Annotated in this window: 12 protein-coding genes; 5 read left to right on the plus strand and 7 right to left on the minus strand. The window is 73.0% G+C overall.

Going from position 1 to position 18,568, the window contains the following annotated elements:
* Positions 1 to 34 precede the first annotated feature (34 nt).
* The 3 genes from E3328_RS19130 to E3328_RS19140 are packed head-to-tail and all read left to right on the plus strand — an operon-like array spanning position 35 to position 3,940.
* Positions 35 to 622: a GNAT family N-acetyltransferase gene (locus E3328_RS19130; protein WP_135366235.1), complete on the plus strand. Its 588-nt coding sequence runs from the start codon at positions 35 to 37 to the stop codon at positions 620 to 622.
* Positions 619 to 1,992 carry a lysine N(6)-hydroxylase/L-ornithine N(5)-oxygenase family protein gene (locus E3328_RS19135; protein WP_135366236.1) on the plus strand — a complete coding sequence of 458 codons (1,374 nt, stop codon included), beginning with the start codon at positions 619 to 621 and terminating at the stop codon, positions 1,990 to 1,992. Before E3328_RS19130 ends, E3328_RS19135 begins: the two co-directional genes overlap by 4 nt.
* Before the next feature lies 1 nt (position 1,993).
* Entirely contained in the window at positions 1,994 to 3,940 is a 1,947-nt protein-coding gene (locus E3328_RS19140; protein ID WP_135366237.1) for an asparagine synthase-related protein, read from the plus strand.
* 73 nt (positions 3,941 to 4,013) lie between these two features.
* On the opposite strand, the gene E3328_RS19145 is transcribed toward E3328_RS19140, so the two are convergent.
* From E3328_RS19145 to E3328_RS19155, 3 genes are read right to left on the minus strand one after another with little or no spacing between them, the layout of a single operon-like run.
* Positions 4,014 to 5,150 (minus strand): ABC transporter ATP-binding protein, encoded by a 1,137-nt coding sequence (locus E3328_RS19145; RefSeq protein ID WP_135366238.1) that lies wholly within the window; start codon positions 5,148 to 5,150, stop codon positions 4,014 to 4,016.
* Positions 5,151 to 5,154: 4 nt separating this feature from the next.
* Complete coding sequence (locus tag E3328_RS19150; protein WP_135366239.1) at positions 5,155 to 6,813, minus strand: ABC transporter permease; 1,659 nt, start codon at positions 6,811 to 6,813, stop codon at positions 5,155 to 5,157.
* 1 nt (position 6,814) lies between these two features.
* Positions 6,815 to 8,104: an extracellular solute-binding protein gene (locus E3328_RS19155; protein ID WP_135366240.1), complete on the minus strand. Its 1,290-nt coding sequence runs from the start codon at positions 8,102 to 8,104 to the stop codon at positions 6,815 to 6,817.
* Positions 8,105 to 8,354: 250 nt separating this feature from the next.
* Between E3328_RS19155 and E3328_RS19160 the strand changes: the two genes are divergently transcribed.
* Positions 8,355 to 10,175 (plus strand): asparagine synthase-related protein, encoded by a 1,821-nt coding sequence (locus tag E3328_RS19160; protein ID WP_135366241.1) that lies wholly within the window; start codon positions 8,355 to 8,357, stop codon positions 10,173 to 10,175.
* 117 nt (positions 10,176 to 10,292) lie between these two features.
* Here the strand turns inward: E3328_RS19160 and E3328_RS19165 are convergent, their stop codons facing one another.
* Positions 10,293 to 12,092: an ABC transporter ATP-binding protein gene (locus E3328_RS19165; RefSeq protein WP_135366242.1), complete on the minus strand. Its 1,800-nt coding sequence runs from the start codon at positions 12,090 to 12,092 to the stop codon at positions 10,293 to 10,295.
* A gap of 215 nt (positions 12,093 to 12,307) precedes the next feature.
* On the opposite strand from E3328_RS19165, the gene E3328_RS19170 reads away from it, so the two are divergent.
* Positions 12,308 to 13,207: a glycosyltransferase family 2 protein gene (locus E3328_RS19170; RefSeq protein WP_167837480.1), complete on the plus strand. Its 900-nt coding sequence runs from the start codon at positions 12,308 to 12,310 to the stop codon at positions 13,205 to 13,207.
* Positions 13,208 to 13,227: 20 nt separating this feature from the next.
* On the opposite strand, the gene E3328_RS19175 is transcribed toward E3328_RS19170, so the two are convergent.
* Genes E3328_RS19175 through E3328_RS19185 form a run of 3 tightly spaced genes read right to left on the minus strand, consistent with a single transcriptional unit; the run spans position 13,228 to position 18,502 of the window.
* Positions 13,228 to 13,890, minus strand: coding sequence for an ABC transporter ATP-binding protein (locus tag E3328_RS19175; protein ID WP_135366244.1), 663 nt, complete (start codon positions 13,888 to 13,890; stop codon positions 13,228 to 13,230).
* On the minus strand, positions 13,887 to 15,512 hold the full coding sequence (locus tag E3328_RS19180; protein WP_135366245.1) for a hypothetical protein: 1,626 nt from the start codon (positions 15,510 to 15,512) through the stop codon (positions 13,887 to 13,889). The genes E3328_RS19175 and E3328_RS19180 overlap by 4 nt, the downstream gene beginning before the upstream one ends.
* Positions 15,509 to 18,502 (minus strand): ABC transporter permease, encoded by a 2,994-nt coding sequence (locus E3328_RS19185; RefSeq protein WP_135366246.1) that lies wholly within the window; start codon positions 18,500 to 18,502, stop codon positions 15,509 to 15,511. The genes E3328_RS19180 and E3328_RS19185 overlap by 4 nt, the downstream gene beginning before the upstream one ends.
* Positions 18,503 to 18,568: the final 66 nt, after the last annotated feature.

The following is an 18,568-nucleotide window of genomic DNA, read 5'->3' on the forward strand; positions in this document are numbered from 1 at the left end:
GTGCGAAGTGTGCCGGGACGGGGCCGGTTCGGGCATGACCGGGCCGCAGGAGGTCGTCAGTTCGGACTACAGTTACGTCACCGTCGACGAGGACGTGGGGAAGACGGTCGGCTTCCGCGAGGTGGAGATCGAGCGGGACCTCGGGCGGCTGCACGCCTGGCTGAACAGCGAGCACGTCCTGCCCTACTGGACGCAGGACGACCCGCTGCCGGTCGTCCGCGAGACGATCGAGGAGCGGGCGAACGACGACGGACAGACGCTGTACATCGGCTCGCTCGACCACGTGCCGATGAGCTACTGGGAGTCCTACTGGGCGGCCGAGGACCGCATCGCCGACTACTACGACGCCGACCCGGCCGACCGGGGGATCCACCTGCTCATCGGCCCCGAGGAGTACCTCGGCGAGGGCTACGGCGCGCCGCTGGTGCGGGCGATGGTCGCCTTCCAGTTCCGTCACCCCGAGACCGACCGGATCGTCACCGAGCCCGACGCCCGCAACGAGCGGGCGATCCGCGTCTTCGAGAAGAGCGGCTTCGAGCGGGTCCGCGAGGTCGACCTCCCCGACAAGACGGGCCAGCTCATGTTCTGCGACCGCGAGACCTTCGAGGAGGGGGACGCGTGACCGACCGCGTCCACGACGTGATCGGGATCGGCGTCGGGCCGTTCAACCTCGGGCTGGCGGCGCTGCTCGACGGCGCCGACGCCGACCTGGACGCCCGCTTCCTCGAACAGGAGCCGGAGTTCGGCTGGCACGAGGGGATGCTCGTCGAGGACACCACCATGGAGGTGCCGTTCCTCGCGGATCTCGTCACGATGGCGGACCCGTCGAACCCCCACAGCTACCTCAACTACCTGCAGGCCGAGGACCGGCTCTACGAGTTCTACTTCTACGAGGAGTTTTTCATCCCGCGCCGCGAGTACAACGAGTACTGCCGGTGGGTGGCCGACCGGCTCCCCTCCCTGGCGTTCGACACCCGCGTCACCGACCTCCGGGTCGAAGACGACCTGTTCGTCGTCGAGACGGTCGACCCGAAGACGGGCGAGCGGGCGAGCTACGCCGCCGAGGACGTGGTGATGGGGATCGGCACTCAACGGCACGTCCCCGAGCAGTTCGAGGACTGCCTCGGCCGGGACGTGTTCCACTCGGCGTCGTACCTCCACAACCGCGACCGCTGTCTCGACGCCGACTCGGTCACCGTCGTCGGCTCCGGCCAGAGCGCCGCCGAGGTGTTCCGCGACCTCCTCGAACGCCAGGCCGACCGCTCGTTCAGCCTCGACTGGATCACCCGCTCGCGGGGCTTCTTCCAGATGATCGACGGCAAGCTCGGCCACATGATCTACACCCCCGACTACACGGAGTACTTCTACGACCTCGACCAAGAGCGCAAGGACGAGCTGCTGGCGGACCAGGACCACCTGTACAAGGGGATCGACGAGCGGACGAGCGCGAAGATCTACGACGCGCTCTACCAGCGCTCGGTCGGCGAGGGCGACCCCGACGTGGGGATGCTCGCCGCGACCGAGGTGACCGACATCGGCACCGTCGACGTGGGCACCGACCGGACGGACCGCTACCAGCTGATCTGCGAGCACTGGCAGGAGGAGGAACGGTTCCTCCACGAGAGCGAGGTGGTCGTCCTCGCGACCGGCTACACCCGGACGGACCCGCCCTTCCTCGCGCCGCTGGAGGACCGGATCCGCCGCGACGGCCAGGGCCGCCTGCAGATCACGAAGGACTACCGGCTGGAAGCGGACCTGCCGGGCGAGGTCTTCGTCCAGAACGCCGAGCTGCACACCCACGGGATCAACGCCCCCGACCTCGGGCTCGGACCGCACCGCAACGCGACGATCATCAACCAGCTCGCCGGCGAGGACGTGTACGACGACTCGCGGGCCGACACCTTCCAGCAGTTCTCGGTCGACGACTTCGTCGCCGAGCGGGCGGCCCGGCGCATCCCCGAGTCGCGACCGCGGCTCCGGGGCGACGACTGAGATGGTCGGCCTCTCCGGGGTGTTCGGCGCGGGCGCCGGCAGCTGCGACGTGGAGACGGTCCCGGCCGCCGTCGACGACGAGGAGACCGGCCGCTACCGCGACCGCGACGCCGAGGTGCGGTCGGCGTTCCACGCGGGGACGGCGACCGACCAGCCCGCCGAGACCGCCGACGGCGCGCTCGTGTGGGTCTGGGGCGAGGTGTACAGCGTCGCCGACGGCGGCGACCGGACGACGGTCGACCCCAACGAGTCCGCCCGCGTGTGCGCGCGAGAGTACGCGGAACACGGCCTGGACTTCGTCGAGCGGCTCGACGGGGAGTTCGCCGGCTGGGTGTACGACCCCGCTGCCGGGACGGTCTCGCTGTTCCTCGACCGCCTGGGCGCGCGGCCGCTGTACTACGCGGACGCGGGCGATAGCCTCGCCGTCTCGACGAACGTCCAGACGGTCCCGGTCGTCTCGGGCTTCGAGCCGCGTTTCGACGGGGAGTACCTCGCCGAGTACCTCTACAGCCGGCGGACCCAGGGAACGGAGACGCCGATCGAGGGCGTCCAGCAGCTACCGCCGGCGACGGTCCTGACCTACGACGTCGACACCGGCGAGGCCGAGCGGTGGACCTACTGGGAGCCGCGCCACCGGCCGGTCGACGAGCCGCTGTCGTACTTCGTCCGGGAGCTGGCCGAGCGCTTCGAGCGGGCGGTCGCCGACCGGACGGCCGACGACGGCGACCACGGCCTGCTGTTGAGCGGCGGCAGCGACTCCCGGGCGGTGCTGGCGGCCGCCGACGAGTCGCTGGCGGCGTTCCACCTGGCCGACGGCGAGACCCGCGAGGCCCGCGTCGCCGAGCGGGTGGCCGACGCCGCGGGCGCGGACTTCCACCGGCTGGACCGCGGGCCGGGCTACCACGCCGAGCTGCTGGAGCGGGCGGCGCCGATCCAGGAGTTCGTCGGCCCGTTCCACACGGGCCACGCGCTCGGGTTCGCCGACGAGATCCGCGACGAGGCCGACACGCTGCTGACGGGGCTGTACAGCGACGACCTCTTCGGCTCCTGGAGCGTCTCGCAGGCGACGCTCGACCTGCCCGCGGGCGTCCGCTTCTGGCTCCCCGTCGAGCGGCTCCCCTCGACGACCGACGCGTTCGTCGACGGTCAGGTGACGGCGGGGCCGACGCGCCGGCCGGCCTTCCTCGACGCGACGCCGCTGGGCGAGTTGCTCGCCGACAACGTCGAGGCCCGGGACGGCCGGGTCGACTACCACGGCGTCGGCTACGAGTCGGTCGAACAGCTCAGCCTCAGCTCGACGCTGTACCCCATCACGAACGGGATCGGCTTCGATCTGTACAGCGCCTTGCAGATCGCGCCGACGCGCAACCCGTTCCTCGACCGCCGGCTGGTCGAGTTGCACCTGTCGATGCCCCTGCGGTATCGGCTGCGCGCGGACCCGCTCCACCGGGCGATCGACCGCCTCGACGGGTCGCTGGCCGCGGTCCCCCACGCGGGGACGCGGCTGCCGCTGACCTACCCGAAGGCGGCCCACGCGGTCGGCAACCGCGTGGTCAACCAGCTCGACAAGCTCGGCGCGGGCGGCTACCGGACGGAGGGGCCCTGGCAGGACAGGGACGAGGTCGTCCGGACCGACGACTTCGTCGGCCGGGCCCTGGAGCGCAACGCCGACTTGCTCCGCCGGCTCCCGGGGATCGACGCCGGGGCCGCCCGCGAGACCTACCGTCGTCATCGCGCCGGCGAGACGGACGCCGCCGAGGAACTCTACCGGCTGGTCAGCGTCCTCGAGATGCCGCTGACGCGGCGCGTCCTCGGCGAGGACGACACGGAGAGCGACGACGGACGTGACGGCGACAGAAGCGACGGACGTGGCGGCGGAGGCGACAGGCGTGACGCCGGCGACGGAAGCGACGACGACGGCCCGCGAACGGAACCAGTCCGGGCGTGAGCGGCGGCGGATTGCCGGCGGGGCGAGCGGTCGCTCGCGGCCACTGATTCTCTGAGAAACGAGTTCCGACTACTCACTCCCGCGGGAACCACTGCAGCGGGTGGTCGGCGACGAGGTCGACGCGGACGGGCTGGCCGATCTCGAAGACCTCGGTGTGGTTCTGGAGGCAGTGGATGGTGTCGCCGCTGTTCGTCTCGACGCGGTAGACGAACGAGGGGCCCTGGTACTGCCGGCTCGTAATCCGTCCGTGGGCGTCGGCCTCGTTGGTCGGCGTCGCCCGCAGGTCGTCCGGGCGGACGAGCACGTCGACCACCTCGCCGTGCGTGGCGTCGAGGTCGGCGATCCGGTCGGCGTCGATCCGGCCCAGGTCGGTCGCGAGGCCGTCGCCCTGGCGCTCGGCCGCGAGAAAGCCCGTGCGGCCGAGGAAGGAGGCGACGAACCGCGAGGCGGGCCGCTCGAAGATCCGCTCGGGGCGGCCGACCTGCTGGAGGCGGCCGTCGTTCATGATGCCGACGCGGTCGGCGACCGACAGCGCCTCCTCCTGGTCGTGGGTGACCCAGATGGCGGTGACCCCCGTCTCGTCGATGATCCGGCGGATCTCCTCGCGCATCGAGACGCGGAGGCTCACGTCGAGGTTGCTGAGCGGCTCGTCCAGCAGCAACACGTCGGGCTCGGGGGCCAGCGACCGCGCGAGCGCGACGCGCTGTTTCTGGCCGCCCGAGAGCTCGCCGGGGTAGTCGTCGCCGTGCTCCGCGAGGTCGACCAGCGAGAGCAGCTCCGCGACGCGCTCGCGGCGGTCGGCCTCGTCCCAGTCGTCGAGGCCGAAGCCGACGTTCTCGGCGGCGGTCATGTGCGGAAAGAGCGCGAAGTCCTGGAAGACGAGGCCGATGCCGCGCCGCTCCGGCGGGACGAACGTGCCGTCGTCGGCGTCGGCGATGGTCCCGTCGCGCAGCTCGATCGACCCGGCGTCGGGGTGTTCGAGGCCGCCGACCAGCCGCAGGGTCGTCGTCTTCCCGCAGCCCGACGGCCCGAGCAGGGTGAGTACCTCGCCGTCGCCGACGGTCAGCGACAGGTCCTCGACCGCGGTCTCGGAGGCGTACGACCGGACGACGCCGTCGAGTTCGAGCACGGGGTCGCCGACCGGACCGTCGACGGCGTCGGTCGATGCTGCGTGCGAGGCGGACCGTTTCTGGTGGATATCGCGTGACATGAGTTCAGTCCTCCTGTGAGAGGATGACGACCATCGAGAGCCCCGAGACGACGATCAGCGCGAGGGCGGGGACCGCGACCGCTCCGTAGTTGGCACTTTCGCGGAGGCCCCAGATATACGTGACGAGTGTCTCGAAGCCCGTCGGATGCAACAGCAGGGTCGCGGGCAGTTCCTTCATCGTCGTGAGGAAGACCAGCGCGGCGCCGCCGATCACCCCCGGCGCGATGAGGGGGAGCGTGATCCGCCGGAAGGCGGCCGACCGGCTGCGCCCGAGGGTGCGCGCGGCCTCCGTGAGGCTGCGGTCGACCCGGCGGACCGACGAGCGGGTCGCCCCGACCGCCTGCGGGAGGAAGCGCACGACGTAGGCGAAGATCAGAAGCGGCAGCGCCTGGTAGAGCTGGGGGGCGTAGTCCGCGCCGAAGAGATCCGTCGAGACCCCGGTCGCGGTCGACTGGTACCAGACGCCGAAGAACACGAGCGCCAGCCCGAGGACGATCCCGGGCATCGCGTAGCCGACGTAGGTCGCGCGGTCGAACAGCTCGGCCAGCCGCGAGCGGTACCGCGCCGCGTAGTAGGCGACGGGGATCGCCGCGACCGCACAGACCAGCGCCGTCGCCAGCGACACCTTCATCGAGTTGAAGGCGAAGCCCCACTGGAACTCGGTCCCGATCCGCGCGGCCGTCTCGGGGCTGCGGACCAGCCACAGCAGCAGGACGCCGACCGGGACGACCAGACAGAGGAAGACGACGGCGGAACAGAACAGAAGCGCCGGGAGCTTCCAGGCGCCCAGCGAGACCGCCGTGTCGCTCTCCTGGTTGGGGCTCGTCCCGACGTAGGCGCCCTGGGTCGAGTCGCCGATCCGCGACTCGATGGCGAGGATGACCGCCGTGATCGCCAGCAGCTGCAGCGACAGCAAAGCGGCGGTCTCGCGGCCGAACGTGTTGAACTCGACCATGATGACCCGGGTGAACACGTCCAGGCGCAGCAGCGCGGGCGTCCCGAAATCCGAGAGGGCGTACAGCGCGACCAGCAGGGCGCCGGAGGTGATCCCCGGCAGCAGCTGGGGGAGCGTCACCCGTCTGAACGCCGCCCACCGGGAGATCCCCAGCGTGCGCGCGGCCTCGACGAGCCGCTGGTCGAAGGACAGCAGCGACGCCCGGGTCGTGATGAACACGTAGGGGTAGGTGTACAGCGTGAGCACGAGCGTCGTCCCCGGGAAGCCGTAGATCGAGGGGATCGACGCGATCCCGAGCGGCGCGAGCGCGTCGGCCAGTTCGCCGCCGGGGCCGAACGCCATGATGAACGTGAACGCGCCGAGGTAGCTCGGGACGACCAGCGGGAGCGCCACGGCGATCGTCCAGAACCGGCGGAAGGGGAGGTCGGTCCGGACGGTCAGGAAGGCGAGCGGGACGCCCAGCAGGACCGACGCCCCGGTGACGGCGGCGACGAGCCCGAGGCTCGTCAGGAGGATCTCGACGGTCGCCGGCCGGACGAGGATCGACAGCGCGTAGTCGGTGTCGACCTGGAGGACCCGGAGGACGATCCACGCGAGCGGCGAGAGCACCGCGGCGGCGACGGCGCCGCTCAGCAGGGCCAGCCCGACCGGGCGGTCCTCGGTCTCGCCGCGGTCGAACGGTTCGGCCAGCCGGTCGACGACGGACATCTTACAGCACGCCGGTCTCGCGGAGCAGTTGCAGCGTCGGCTCCAGGTCCGACAGCTCCGCCAGGTTGAGGTCCGGCGGGTTCAGCTCGTCGATGCGCGGCAGGTCGCCGACGGGCGGGACGCTCGGCAACAGCGGGTACTCGTAGCCGCGGGTGCCCAGGAACTCCTGGGCCTCGATGCTGAGCAGGTGGTGGATGAAGTCCGCCGCCAGCTCCTCGTTGTCGGTGCCCCTGATGATCTCGGTGCCCGAGCAGTTGATGAGCGCGCCGGCGTCGCCCTGCGTGAACGCCAGGTCCAGCGGCGCGTCGGGGCGCTCCTCGTAGACCAGCCGCGAGTAGTAGTGGTTCCCGAAGCCGGCGTCGAGCTCGCCGCTCGCGACCTGGTTCGCGACGACCAGCTCGTTGTCGTAGGCGCCGATGCCCTGCTGTTGCATCCCGTTGAGCCACTCCCTGGCCGTCTCCTCGCCGTCGATGAGCCGCATCGCCGTGATGAACGACTGGAAGGCGCCGTAGGTGGGCGCCCACCCCATCGCGTCCTGGAAGCGGTCGTCGTCGGGGAACGCCAGGATGTCGTTCGGGATGTCCGACGCGGAGTACTCGTCGGTGTTGTAGGGGATGCTGCGGGCCCGCCCCATCGTCCCGACCCACTGGTCGGTGGGGTGGAACGTGTCCGGGATGCTCCGGACGACGCGCTCGGGCAGTTCGACGGTCGCGTCGTTCTCCGCGACGATCCCGATCGACCCCGCGTCGATGGCCCAGAAGATGTCCGCCGGGCTCGACCCCGCGGTCGCCTCCTCGATGATCGTGTTGGCGAGCTGGGCGGAGGAGGCCTTGCGAACGTCGACCGTGAAGTCGCGGTAGGTCTGCTCGATCCGCCACATGAGGTTCTCGTAGAGGCCGCCCTCGCCGCCGCCGAGGTACACCGTCAGCTCGCCCCGCAGGTCCGGCAGGTCGAGCATCGAGATGCCCGTGTACTCGCCCGGGCGGTCGTCGATCAGCGGCCCGGTGCCGCGCCACTCCTCGATGTTGTAGAGCTCGTCGGTCCCGTAGGTCCGCGGTTCCGGGACCGTCCCGGTCGCCGTCGCACCCTCCCGGGCCGACCCCGGCGCGGACGTGGCGGTCCCGCCGTCGCCGCCGTCGCCGCTCCCGTCGCTACCGCACCCCGCGAGCGCGAGCAGGCCGGCCGTCGAACCGGCCGCCTTCAGGAACCGCCGGCGTCCCGGCGTCGGCGCGCGCCCGTTCGCCGGGCGCCGATCACCGCCCTCGCCCTCGCCGCTCCGGTCTTCGTGCATGGATAGGGATGGATTTTGGCCGGCCTAAAAACTTGTTATGTTCGGCCGCGGGCGGGCGACGGCGACGGGGTCCAGCGGCCCGAGCCGGCGGTTCCGGGCCGTCAGTCCCGGTGGCGGCCGCCCTCGCGACCGACCGCTTGCGAAAGGCTTTAGGTACACCTAAAAAGACTGGCCACGTATGCGAGACGGGAATCGAGCCGGCCGTTCGCGGGCGAACGGGGAGAGCGCGGGTCGGGCGGGGCGGTCGTAGATGGTCGGACTGTCCGGCGTCGTCGGCGAGGGCGCGGACGCCGCCGTCGAGACGGTGGCGCCGACGGTCGACGACGAGCGGGCGAGCACCTACCGGGACGGGGGGATCGCCGTCCGGTCGGCGTTCCACGAGGGCGCGGCGGTCGACCAGCCGGTCGAGACCGCCGACGGCGCGCTCGTCTGGACGTGGGGCGAGGTGGTCGCCGTCACGGACGACGGCGGCGAGCGCCGGCGGGTCGACCCCACCGAGTCCGCGCGGGTCTGCGCCGAGCAGTACGCCGACCACGGGACCGGGTTCGCCGACCGCCTCGACGGGGAGTTCGTCGGGCTGGTCTACGACCCCGACGCGGAACTGGCGACGTTCTTCGTCGACCGCGTCGGCGCGCGGCCGCTGTACTACGCGCGCGGCGACGGGACCCTCGCCTTCTCGACGAGTATCCAGACGGTGCCGTCGGTGCCGGGCCACGAGCCGTCCTTCGCCGGGGAGTACCTCGCGGAGTACCTCTACGCCCGGCGGACCCAGGGCACGAAGACGCCCGTCGACGGGATCGAGCAGATCGCCCCCGCGACGCTGCTGTCGTACGACGCCGGGGGCGACCGGCTGGACGACCGCCAGTACTGGCGGCCGCGGTACGACCCGGTCGACGAGCCGCTGTCGTACTTCGTGCGGGAGCTCGCCGAGCGCTTCGAGGCGGCGGTCGCCGACCGGATGCCCCGGGACGGCGACTACGGCCTGCTGCTGAGCGGCGGGAGCGACTCCCGGACGGTGCTGGCGGCCGCCGACGACCCGCCCGACTGCTATCACATGGGCGACGGCTGGAACCGCGAGGCCCGCTACGCGAAGGAGGCCGCCGACGCCGCGGGCGCGCGGTTCGAACGCCTCGACCGCGGCCTCGACTACCACGAGACGCTGCTGGAGCGGGCGGCGCCGATCCAGGAGTTCCTCGGCCCCTTCCAGTCGGGGCACATGCTCGGCTACGCCGACACGCTCGCCGGCCACGACGCGCTGTTCACGGGGCTGTACTCCGACGTGCTGTTCGGCTCCTGGAGCGTGCCCCAGCTGGAGCTGTCGCTGCCGTTCGGCGTCACGCTGTGGCCCCCCGTCGCGGACGTGCCGGAGACGCCCGAGGACCACGCCGCCTGGCTGGCCGCCCGCGGGATGGCGCGCGACCCCGCGTTCGTCGACGCGCCCCCCTACGAGGAGATCCTGACCGCGAACCTCGCCGAGCGAGGGGGGTACGTCGAGGACCACGGCGTCCCCTGCGAGTCGGTCGGGGCGCTCTCGCTCGGCACGTACCTCTTCCCGGTCACGAACGGGATCGGCTTCGACATGTTCGCGTCGGCGCAGATCGCCCCGACGCGCACGCCGCTTTTGGACCGCCGGCTGATCGACCTGCACCTGTCGATGCCGCTGAAATACCGGCTGCGCGCGGACCCGCTCCAGCGCGCGCTCAAGCGGCTGGACCCGTCGCTGGCGGGTGTCCGCCACGCCTCCTCGAACGTCCCCGTCGGCGCCCACCGGGCCGCCCACCTCGTCGGCGACCGGGTCACGAACCAGATCGACAAGGTCCGCGGCCCCGACTCCTTCCGGACCGAGGGGCCGCTGCAGGACAAAAACGAGGTGATCCGCGAGAGCGACTTCCTCGGGCGCGCGCTGGAGCGCAACGAGGCGCGCGGCCGCGCGCTGCCCTGCGTGGACTGGCCGCGCGTCGAGGAGACCTACCGGCGCCACCAGGCGGGCGAGACCGACGCCGCCGAGGAGCTCTACCGGCTCGTCACCGTGCTGGAGAGCCCGGTCGCCGGACGCATCCTCGATCCCTGACCGCTACGGGTCGCCCGGCGACCGCGTCGGCCGCGACGCGCTCGCTGTTTCCCGGGGCGCGACGAGCGGCTCGCCGAAACCGCGGCGAACGCTCTCACGACGCCCCATCGCTCCTCCTTACCGCCGCTGCATCGCGTACAGGTCGGCGTACTCCCCCTCTCGTTCCAGCAGTTCGTCGTGGCCGCCGACCTCGGAGACCCGGCCGTCTTCGAGGGTGTAGATGCGGTCGGCGTTCTCGACGGTCGACAGCCGGTGAGCGACGGTGACGGTGATGTACTCGCGGTCCATCGCCTCGATGCCGCGCTGGACCTCGCGTTCGAGGTTGGCGTCGAGGTCGCTGGTCGCCTCGTCGAGACAGAGCACGTCGGCGTCGTCGAGCAGCGCGCGGGCGATGGCGACCCGCTGTTTCTGGCCGCCGGAGAGCCGGACGCCGTCGTCGCCGACGTAGGTGTCCAGCCCGTCCGGGAGGTCGTCGAGGAACTCGTCGACGCGGGCGATCGCACAGGCCCGCTCGATCTCTTCGCGGGAGGCGTCGCGGTCGGCGATCGTCAGGTTGTACCGGAGCGTGTCGTCGAAGATGTACGGGTCCTGGCCGACGACGGCGACGCGGTCGCGCCACTCGCCGACGGGCATCTCGTCGATCGGGACGCCGTTGGCGCGGATCTCCCCCTCGGTCGGTTCGTGCATGCGCGCGAGCAGCGAGACGACCGTCGACTTGCCGGCGCCCGACTGGCCGACGAAGGCGACGAACTCCCCCCGCTCGACCGAGAGGTCGACCCCGTCGAGGACGGTCGTCTCCTCGTCGTAGGCGAAGGACACGTCGTCGAAGGTGACCGACTCGACGCGGTCGGGGGCCTCGCGGCTTGCCCCCTCGGGCTCGGCGTTCTCGGCCAGCTCGCGCGTGAACTGCCGGGTCCGCACGAGGTGAGGGAGGTCCTGGCCGATCCGGTAGTACAGCTCGTTGGCCCGGCTGGCCTTGGGGCCGAGCCGGAACATCGCGAACAGGAACAGGCCCAGCGAGCTCAGCGTCAGGTCGACGTAGGTCAGCGAGACGTAGATGAGCACGAACACCGACACGGCCACGGTCAGCTGGTAGGCGTTGTTGATCGCGGCCTGGTTGCGCCGCAGCTTGACGCGGGCGCTGGTGTACTGCTGGACGGCGTCGACGAAGTCGCCGTACAGCTCGTCGGTGAGGCCGAAGACCCGGCTCTCGCGCATCCCCTGGGTGCCGGCCTGGGCGGCGGCCTGGCGGCGCTCGTTGGCGTCGGCGACGCGGTCGCCCAGGTCGTCCTCGGGGTCGACGACGCCGCGCAACAGCAGCGTCACGCCCCCAAGGACGGCGGCGGTCAGCAGCGTGAGCCGCGGCGAGATGAACAGGGCGATCAGCCCGTAGACGATCCCCAGGAACGACTGCTCGATGAACAGGACGAGCCGCCGGATGACCTGCCCGGCGTGGTAGGTCTGGGTGATGATCGCGTTGAGCACGTCGTCCGAGCCCGCCTCGTCGAGGTACGTGATCTCCGCGCGGAAGGCGTTCGCGAACGCCTCGGTCTGGAGGTGTTCGATGTAGGCCATCCGGAGCCGCTCGCGGAGCCACGCCACGAGGAAGCTCGCCGCGAAGCGGACGGTCATCACGGCCGCGACGCCGACGACGGCCGTCGCGAGCGTCAGCGGCACGTTCAGCAGCCGGTAGGCCGTCGCGAACAGGCCGGCGGCCCCGCCCTCCAGCGACCCGCCGCCCGACTGGACCAGCTCGATGATCGGGAGGATGAAACTCAGTCCGACCCCCTCCAGCACGGCCGCGATCATGCCGACGCCGACGATCAGCCCCGTGAGCCGCGGGTCGTACCGCAGGACGCTCCGCAGGGCGTCGAGCTTCTCGCCTCGGGTCGCGGTCGGTGTGTCGGGATCTGTCATCGTGGGTGTCGAGAGACCGTTCGTACAACGGTGCTTCTCCGTCGGGCGTATAAATCCATTCAATTTTGCCCGGATAATCGAGAGAACGTTGTTGTTTAGGCCGGCCGAAGCGAGCGGCCGGAAGCGAGGCGTTGATAGGGGGCCGTCGGCGATATCGGGACGATGCAGCCGGGTCCATCGCGGACGTGTCGGGCGGTCGCGGGGGCGATGGGAGCGTGAGCCCCGCGACGAGCATCGTCGTGCCGGTGTACAACGACCCCGACGGCCTGGAGCGGACCCTGGAGTCGCTCGCCGACCAGACGGCCGAAGACTACGAGGTGGTCGTCGCGGACAACGGGTCGACCGACGGGACGGCCGCGGTCGCCCGCGAGTTCGCCGACGGCGACCGGGTCCGCCGCGTCGTCGCGGACGCGGTCCAGAGTTCCTACGCCGCGCGCAACGCCGGCGTCGAGGCCGCCGACGGCGATGTCGTCGCCTTCCTCGACGCGGACATGTGGGTCGACGCCGACTACGTGGCGTCGATCACGCGGCTGATGGAGGCCGACGACCGCGACTACGTGGGCTGTCGCGTCGAAGTGGTCGCCGACGACGGGCTCGTCGCCCGCTACCGGCGCGCGACGGGCTTCGACGTGGAGCGGTACCTCCGCGAGAAGCGGTTCGCGCCGACCTGCTGTCTGGTGACCCGCCGCCGGGTGTTCGAGGCCGTCGGCCGCTTCGACAGCAGGTTGCGGTCGAACGGCGACCTGGAGTTCGGCCGGCGCGTGGCCGCGGCGGGGTTCGACCTCGACTACGCGCCCGAGGTGACGGTGTACCACCCCGCCCGGTCGTCGCTCGGCGCGGTCCTCGCCCAGAGCGCGCGGATCGGTCGCGGTCGCGCCGAGCTCCGGGCCCACCACGGCGACCGGTTCGACGTGCGCCACCCGCTGGACCCCCGGCAGTTCCTCCCGGTGAACCCCCTCGCGTTCCGGGACCGGGCGGGCGACGCCGCCGACGGACCCGCCGAGGCGGCCGGCTGGTACCTGGTCGCCTGCCTCCAGAAGTGGGCGCTCGCGGCCGGCCACCTGCGCGAGAGCGCGCTCGGGTCGGCCGGCGAGCCGAGCCCGGACCCGCGTTGACTACCCGAGTCGTCCGGCGCTCACTCCTCGCGGAGGGCGCCGTCTTCGAGCGTGAAGCGGTCGGGGAACCGATCGCCGAGCTGGGGGTCGTGGCTCACGACGACGAGCGCGGTGTCGAACGTCTCGCGGACGGCGAACAGCGTCTCAAGCACGGCGTCGGTCGTCTCGGGGTCCAGTTGCCCCGTCGGCTCGTCGGCGAGGACGACGCTCGGCCGGTTGGCCAGCGCGCGGGCGATGGCGACCCGCTGGCGCTCGCCGCCGGACAGCGTCGGCGGCGTCCGGTCGGCCAGGTCGGCGATCCCGAGGCGGTCGAACAGCGTGTCGAGCCACGCCTCGTCCACGTCGCCGGCGTGTTCCTGGGGGGCCCGGGCGTTCTCGTAGGCGGTGAGGTCGTCGATGAGCCGGAACGACTGGAAGACGAACCCGAGGTGGTCCCGCCGGAGCGCCGCCCGCTCGCGCTCGGAGACCGACGCGGCGTCGGTCCCGCGGACGACGACGGACCCCGAGTCGGGGGTCGCGAGCAGGCCGAGCACCTCGAACAGCGTCGACTTCCCGGCGCCGCTGGCCCCGCGGACGAGCATCCGCGCGTCGTCGGGGACCTCGACGGAGAGCCCGTCGAGGACGCGCCTGTCGCCGCGGACGACCGACACGTCGCGGGCGGCGAGCACGGGGTCGTCGCTCACGGCGCCACCCCCGCGCCGATGGCGCGACACTCGCCGGGGGCCCACCGGAGGGCGATCGACGAGTCCGCGCCGCCGTCATAGACGATGTCTCCCGTCACGGTCCACCCCTCGTAGCGCCGCTCTGATAGCTGGACCGGTCCGGTCCCGGTCGGCGCGCCGACGGTCGTCCACGACTCCCGGACCAGCGTCGGGCAGTCGGGAGGCGGCGCCGCGCCGCGGAGCCACGCGGTCGTCGGCGCGTCCGTGACCGCGGCGCCGCGGTAGTTGTACGCGACGTAGGTGAGGTGGTCGTCGGTGGCCCACCCGCCGTCGACGCGCTCGGTCGCGAAGGTCGCGGCGTCGAACTCGTCGGGTTCCGTCACGGGCTCGAACGGGAACGCCGCCAGCCCGGCGAACGGGTACGGCGCGGAGACGAGCACGGCCGCGGCGACGACGACGACCGCGACCCGCCCGCGGGTCGGCCGGCGGGCGCCGTACCACGCCAGCGCGACGGCCGTCGCCACGGCCAGCCCGAGGTGGAGGTGCGTCGTCGAGCGGACGAACAGATCCAGGTACGCCGGGGTGCGTCCGCCGGTGAGCGCGAACCCCATCGCGGCCAGCGGGCCGACGACGGCGGCGAACATCGCGAGCCCGCGCTCGCTCGCCAGCCGCGGGAGCCCGCCCGCGGCGACGAGGACGACCAGCACCAGCGGGAGCGTGAGCGCGACCAGCAGCGGCGAGGTGGTCGCCTCCCCCGGGAAGATCGACACGACGGCGTTGACCGCGAGGACGGCGACGCCCGCGCCGCAGATCGCGAGCGGGAAGCCGCGCTGGACGCGCCGCGGGGCGACATCGAGCCACCGCGCCAGCGCGACCGCGAGGATCACCCAGGCGAGGAAGAGCCCCAGCGAGCCGGAGACGGCCTCGGTCCGCGCCAGGTCGGCGAGTTCGTAGTAGCCGAACGCGAACAGCCAGAACCCGGCGACGCCGGCGGCCCCGCCGACCGCCCGCCGGAGCGTGAACCGGCGGGCGACGGCGAGGGCGACCAGCGTCGTGCCGGCGAGGCCGGCGACGACGGTCGAGAGGTTGTGGCCGAACGGGAGCAGCAGGCCGAGCGCGACGGCCGCGCCGAGCCAGCGCCGCCGGCCCGTGGCGAGCGCCCGGTCGAGCGCGAGGAGGAAACAGGCCAGCAGCGCCAGGCCGTACACCTCGGCGTTGACCGACATCGAGCGGAACAGGTAGGGGCCGTTGACCGCCAGGACGAGGCCGGCGACGGCGGCCGCTCCCCGTCGATACGGCCGCGGGAGGTCGGCGGCCAGCGACCGGGCGTAGGCCATCGCGACCAGCGCCGGGACGACGCCGAGGCAGGCGACCAGCGGCTGGGCGACGGTCATCGCGTCGAGGCCGACGACCGCGCCGGCCGTCGCGATCAGCGTCACGAACAGGTACGAGTCGGGCGCCGGCGCCCCGGGGCCGGAGAGCGCCACGCCGTCGGCCGCGAGGATCCGCTCGGCGTCGCTGACGAACACGAACGCGTCCGTGTTGTACGGCAGCGGCGAGAGGTGCAGCGACGACAGCCGGGCGGCCACCACGACCGCGAGGACGGCCGCGACGAGCACCGCGTCCGGACGGCGCTCGCTCACGACTCACCCCCGAACAGCCGCGACGGGTCGACCGAGCTGTACCACCGGGCGACGGCGCCCGCGCTCGCGAGCGCCAGCGCCAGCGAGCCGAGGGCGAGCGGCCCGACGACGGCGACCGGGACGCCCGCGGTCACGCGGACGCCGAACACGGTGAACGCCCCGGCCCACGAGAGCGCCCACAGGGCCACCACCGCGAGCGCGACGCTGGCGAGCGTGGCCGGGGCGCCGATGCGGACGGCGTCGCCGAGCACCAGCCGGGCGACCCGGCGCGGGCCCGCGCCGACGGCCCGGTGGATCCCGATGTCGCCGCGGCGGGCCTGGACCGCGTCGGCGAACGCCGCGACGGTGCTCCCGGTCGTCATCACGACGCCGAGCGCGACCAGCGTCGCCAGCACCAGCCAGATGTTGCCGAACACGCGCGACAGCAGCCCGCTCGTGCCGGCCGCGCCCGAGACGCGCCCGCTCGACGCGAGCGCGCTCGCCAGCCGGTCGTCGCCGGCCACCCGGTAGACCCGCTCGACGACGGTGCCGCCCGCGCTCGCCCGGACGGTGTACGTCCCGGGCGGCCTAGGGTCGAGCGTCGCCGTCCGCGTCAGACTCTCGCCGGGGGCCAGCCGGACGGACTCCGAGCGGTCGACGCCCGGCCCGGCGAGGGTCACGGTCCGTTCGAGCGCGCTCGCCCACGGGTTCGTCACCCGGACCCGGGCCGTCGGTTCGGTGAGCGCCCCCGTCTCGTTGGGGACCACGAGCCGGATCCCTGGCTCGCGGGGCGCGCCGGCGACCAGCCGGACCCGGGTAGTCGCCGCCCGGTCGCCGGCGGTCGCCCGGAGCGCGTACGTCCCGGGCGTCTCGGGCAACCGGAGTCGCGCGACCCCGTCCTCGCCGGTTCGGGCCGTCCGGTCGCCGACCGAGACGGTCGCGTCCCCGACACGCTCGCCGGCCAGCGTGCGGACCGGGAGCCGGAGGGTGGTGCCGGGCGGCCCCTCGTCGGGCAGCGGCGGGAGGGTGAGCGTGTCGGGTGCGCGGACGCGGACCTCCCGCGTCGTCGACCCGACGGCCACCCGCTGGACGCCCTCACCGGTCGCGTCGAACTCGACGGTGACGGTCCGGCGCTCGTCGGGGTCGAGCGACACTTCGGCTCGCTGGGTCCGGTCGCCGAACCGCACGCGGACCGTCCGGGTCGTCCGCTCGGCGCCGACGTTGCGGAGGTGGACCCCGACAGCGACCGTCTCGCCGCGGGCGACCTGGTCCGGCGCGTCCACGCCGAGGACGACGACGCCGTCGGACGACTCGTTCGCGGGGGGTTCGCCGAGCCGGACCAGGTTCGCGTAGCCCGGGTACACGTCCGACAGGTGGCGCGCGAGCGGCAGCGAGACGAGGAGGTGGTCGTCGGCCGCGCCGCTCGCGTCGAACGCGCCGACGACCTCGACGGTGGCGACGGCGCGGCTCGTGCTTCCCCCGACGGCGATCGTTTCGCCCGGTTCGACGCCGAGCGTCCCGGCGAGATCGGAGCCGATCACGGCCTCGTCGGTCCCGTTCGGCGCGCGGCCCGCGACGACCCGGGCGTCCGAGACGGAGCGGTACGCCTCGAACGACGCGCCGCGGGCGGGGAACGGCCGGCCGTCGTGGACGAGAAACAGGAGGATCTCGGCGCTCGCGGGCGTGCCGGACTGCCGGAGGGCGTCGGCGTAGCCCGCCGGGACGCTGCTGTCGACGGGGTGGAGCGCGTCCGGCCCGACGATCGTCGCGCTCCCCTGGGTCGCCGTGGCGCCGACGCCGCCGACGACGCTCCCCAGCGAGACGACGACGAGGACGAACGTGACGAACACGGCCAGGGTGGCCGTCGTCGGCACGGCCGCCCCGGCCGGCAGCAGCGACGGCCCGTCGAACCACCCGGGCCCGCCGTCGAAACCAGGTACCCCGTCGAACCCGAACAGGCGGTCGCCGTCGGGTTTCGGGTCCAGCGGCGCCCCGCGGGTGACCGACCGGGACGCGAGCGCGCCGGCAACGACGCCCACGGCGACGAACGTCGCGCAGACGGCGGCGACGAGCGGCGCGGTCCGCCCGTCGACCGCCAGCGGGAGGCCGACGGGCAGTCCCAGCGTCACCGCGGCGGCCGTCGCCGCGTTCGGCACGACGACGCCGATGGCGTAGCCCAGCGCCACGCCCGCGAGCGTGAGCAGCCCGGCGCGGGCGGCGACGACGAGGCCGATACGCCGCGGGGTCGCGCCGGTCGCCCGGAGGACGACCAGCGCCGCCCGCCGGTCGCGGACGGTCATCCGCGTGACGCTGAACACGACCACGCCGACGAGGACCGCGGCGCTCGCACAGACCACGGCCAGCACGCCGAGCATCTGCCGCGTGCCCGCGAGGAAGAAGGCGAGCGCGCCCGTCAGCGGCGCGCCGTCCCCGGGAACCGGCGACGACGCCGGGCGGACCACGAGCGCCCGGTCGGCACCCAGCTCCCGTGCGGTCGCCGCGTCGGTGACCAGCCACGAGTCGGGGAACACGGCGGCCTCCGCGCGGTGGTCGACCGCCCGGTCGAGCGTGGTCCCGTCCCCGACGAGCGTGACCGCGTCGCCCGTCACCGGGCCGGCGACGCCGTCGGGTACCGAGACGCTCGCGATCCCGCCCCTGGAGGGTGAGGTCCCGTCGGCGGTCGAGGCGTCGTCAGCAGGCGTGGAGTCGCCAGAGCGAGCGGAGTCGTCGGTTCCTCCGGCGGGGACCCCGACGACGGTCCGCGACTCGCCGTCGACCGTGGCGGTCGCCACCGGGAGGGTCGTCCCGTCGGCCGGGGCGGCCCCGGGGTCGTCCGTCAGCGCGACCGTCGACTCGGCCCCGTGTTCGCCGGCGATCGCCGTCGTCTGCCCGGCGACGCCGAGCAACACGAGCACCGCGCCGACCAGGAACGCCGTCGCCACGGCGACGACCAGCACCGCGAGCTGGTCGCGTGCCGACCACCGGGTGACGAGCGCCCGTGCGTAGTTCATCGGGACCGGACTGTCGTTGTCCGACCCACCGGGGTTCCGCCAATATATCTTGCTGTCGAGCTCACC

Source organism: Halosimplex halophilum (assembly GCF_004698125.1).
Lineage (GTDB): Archaea > Halobacteriota > Halobacteria > Halobacteriales > Haloarculaceae > Halosimplex > Halosimplex halophilum.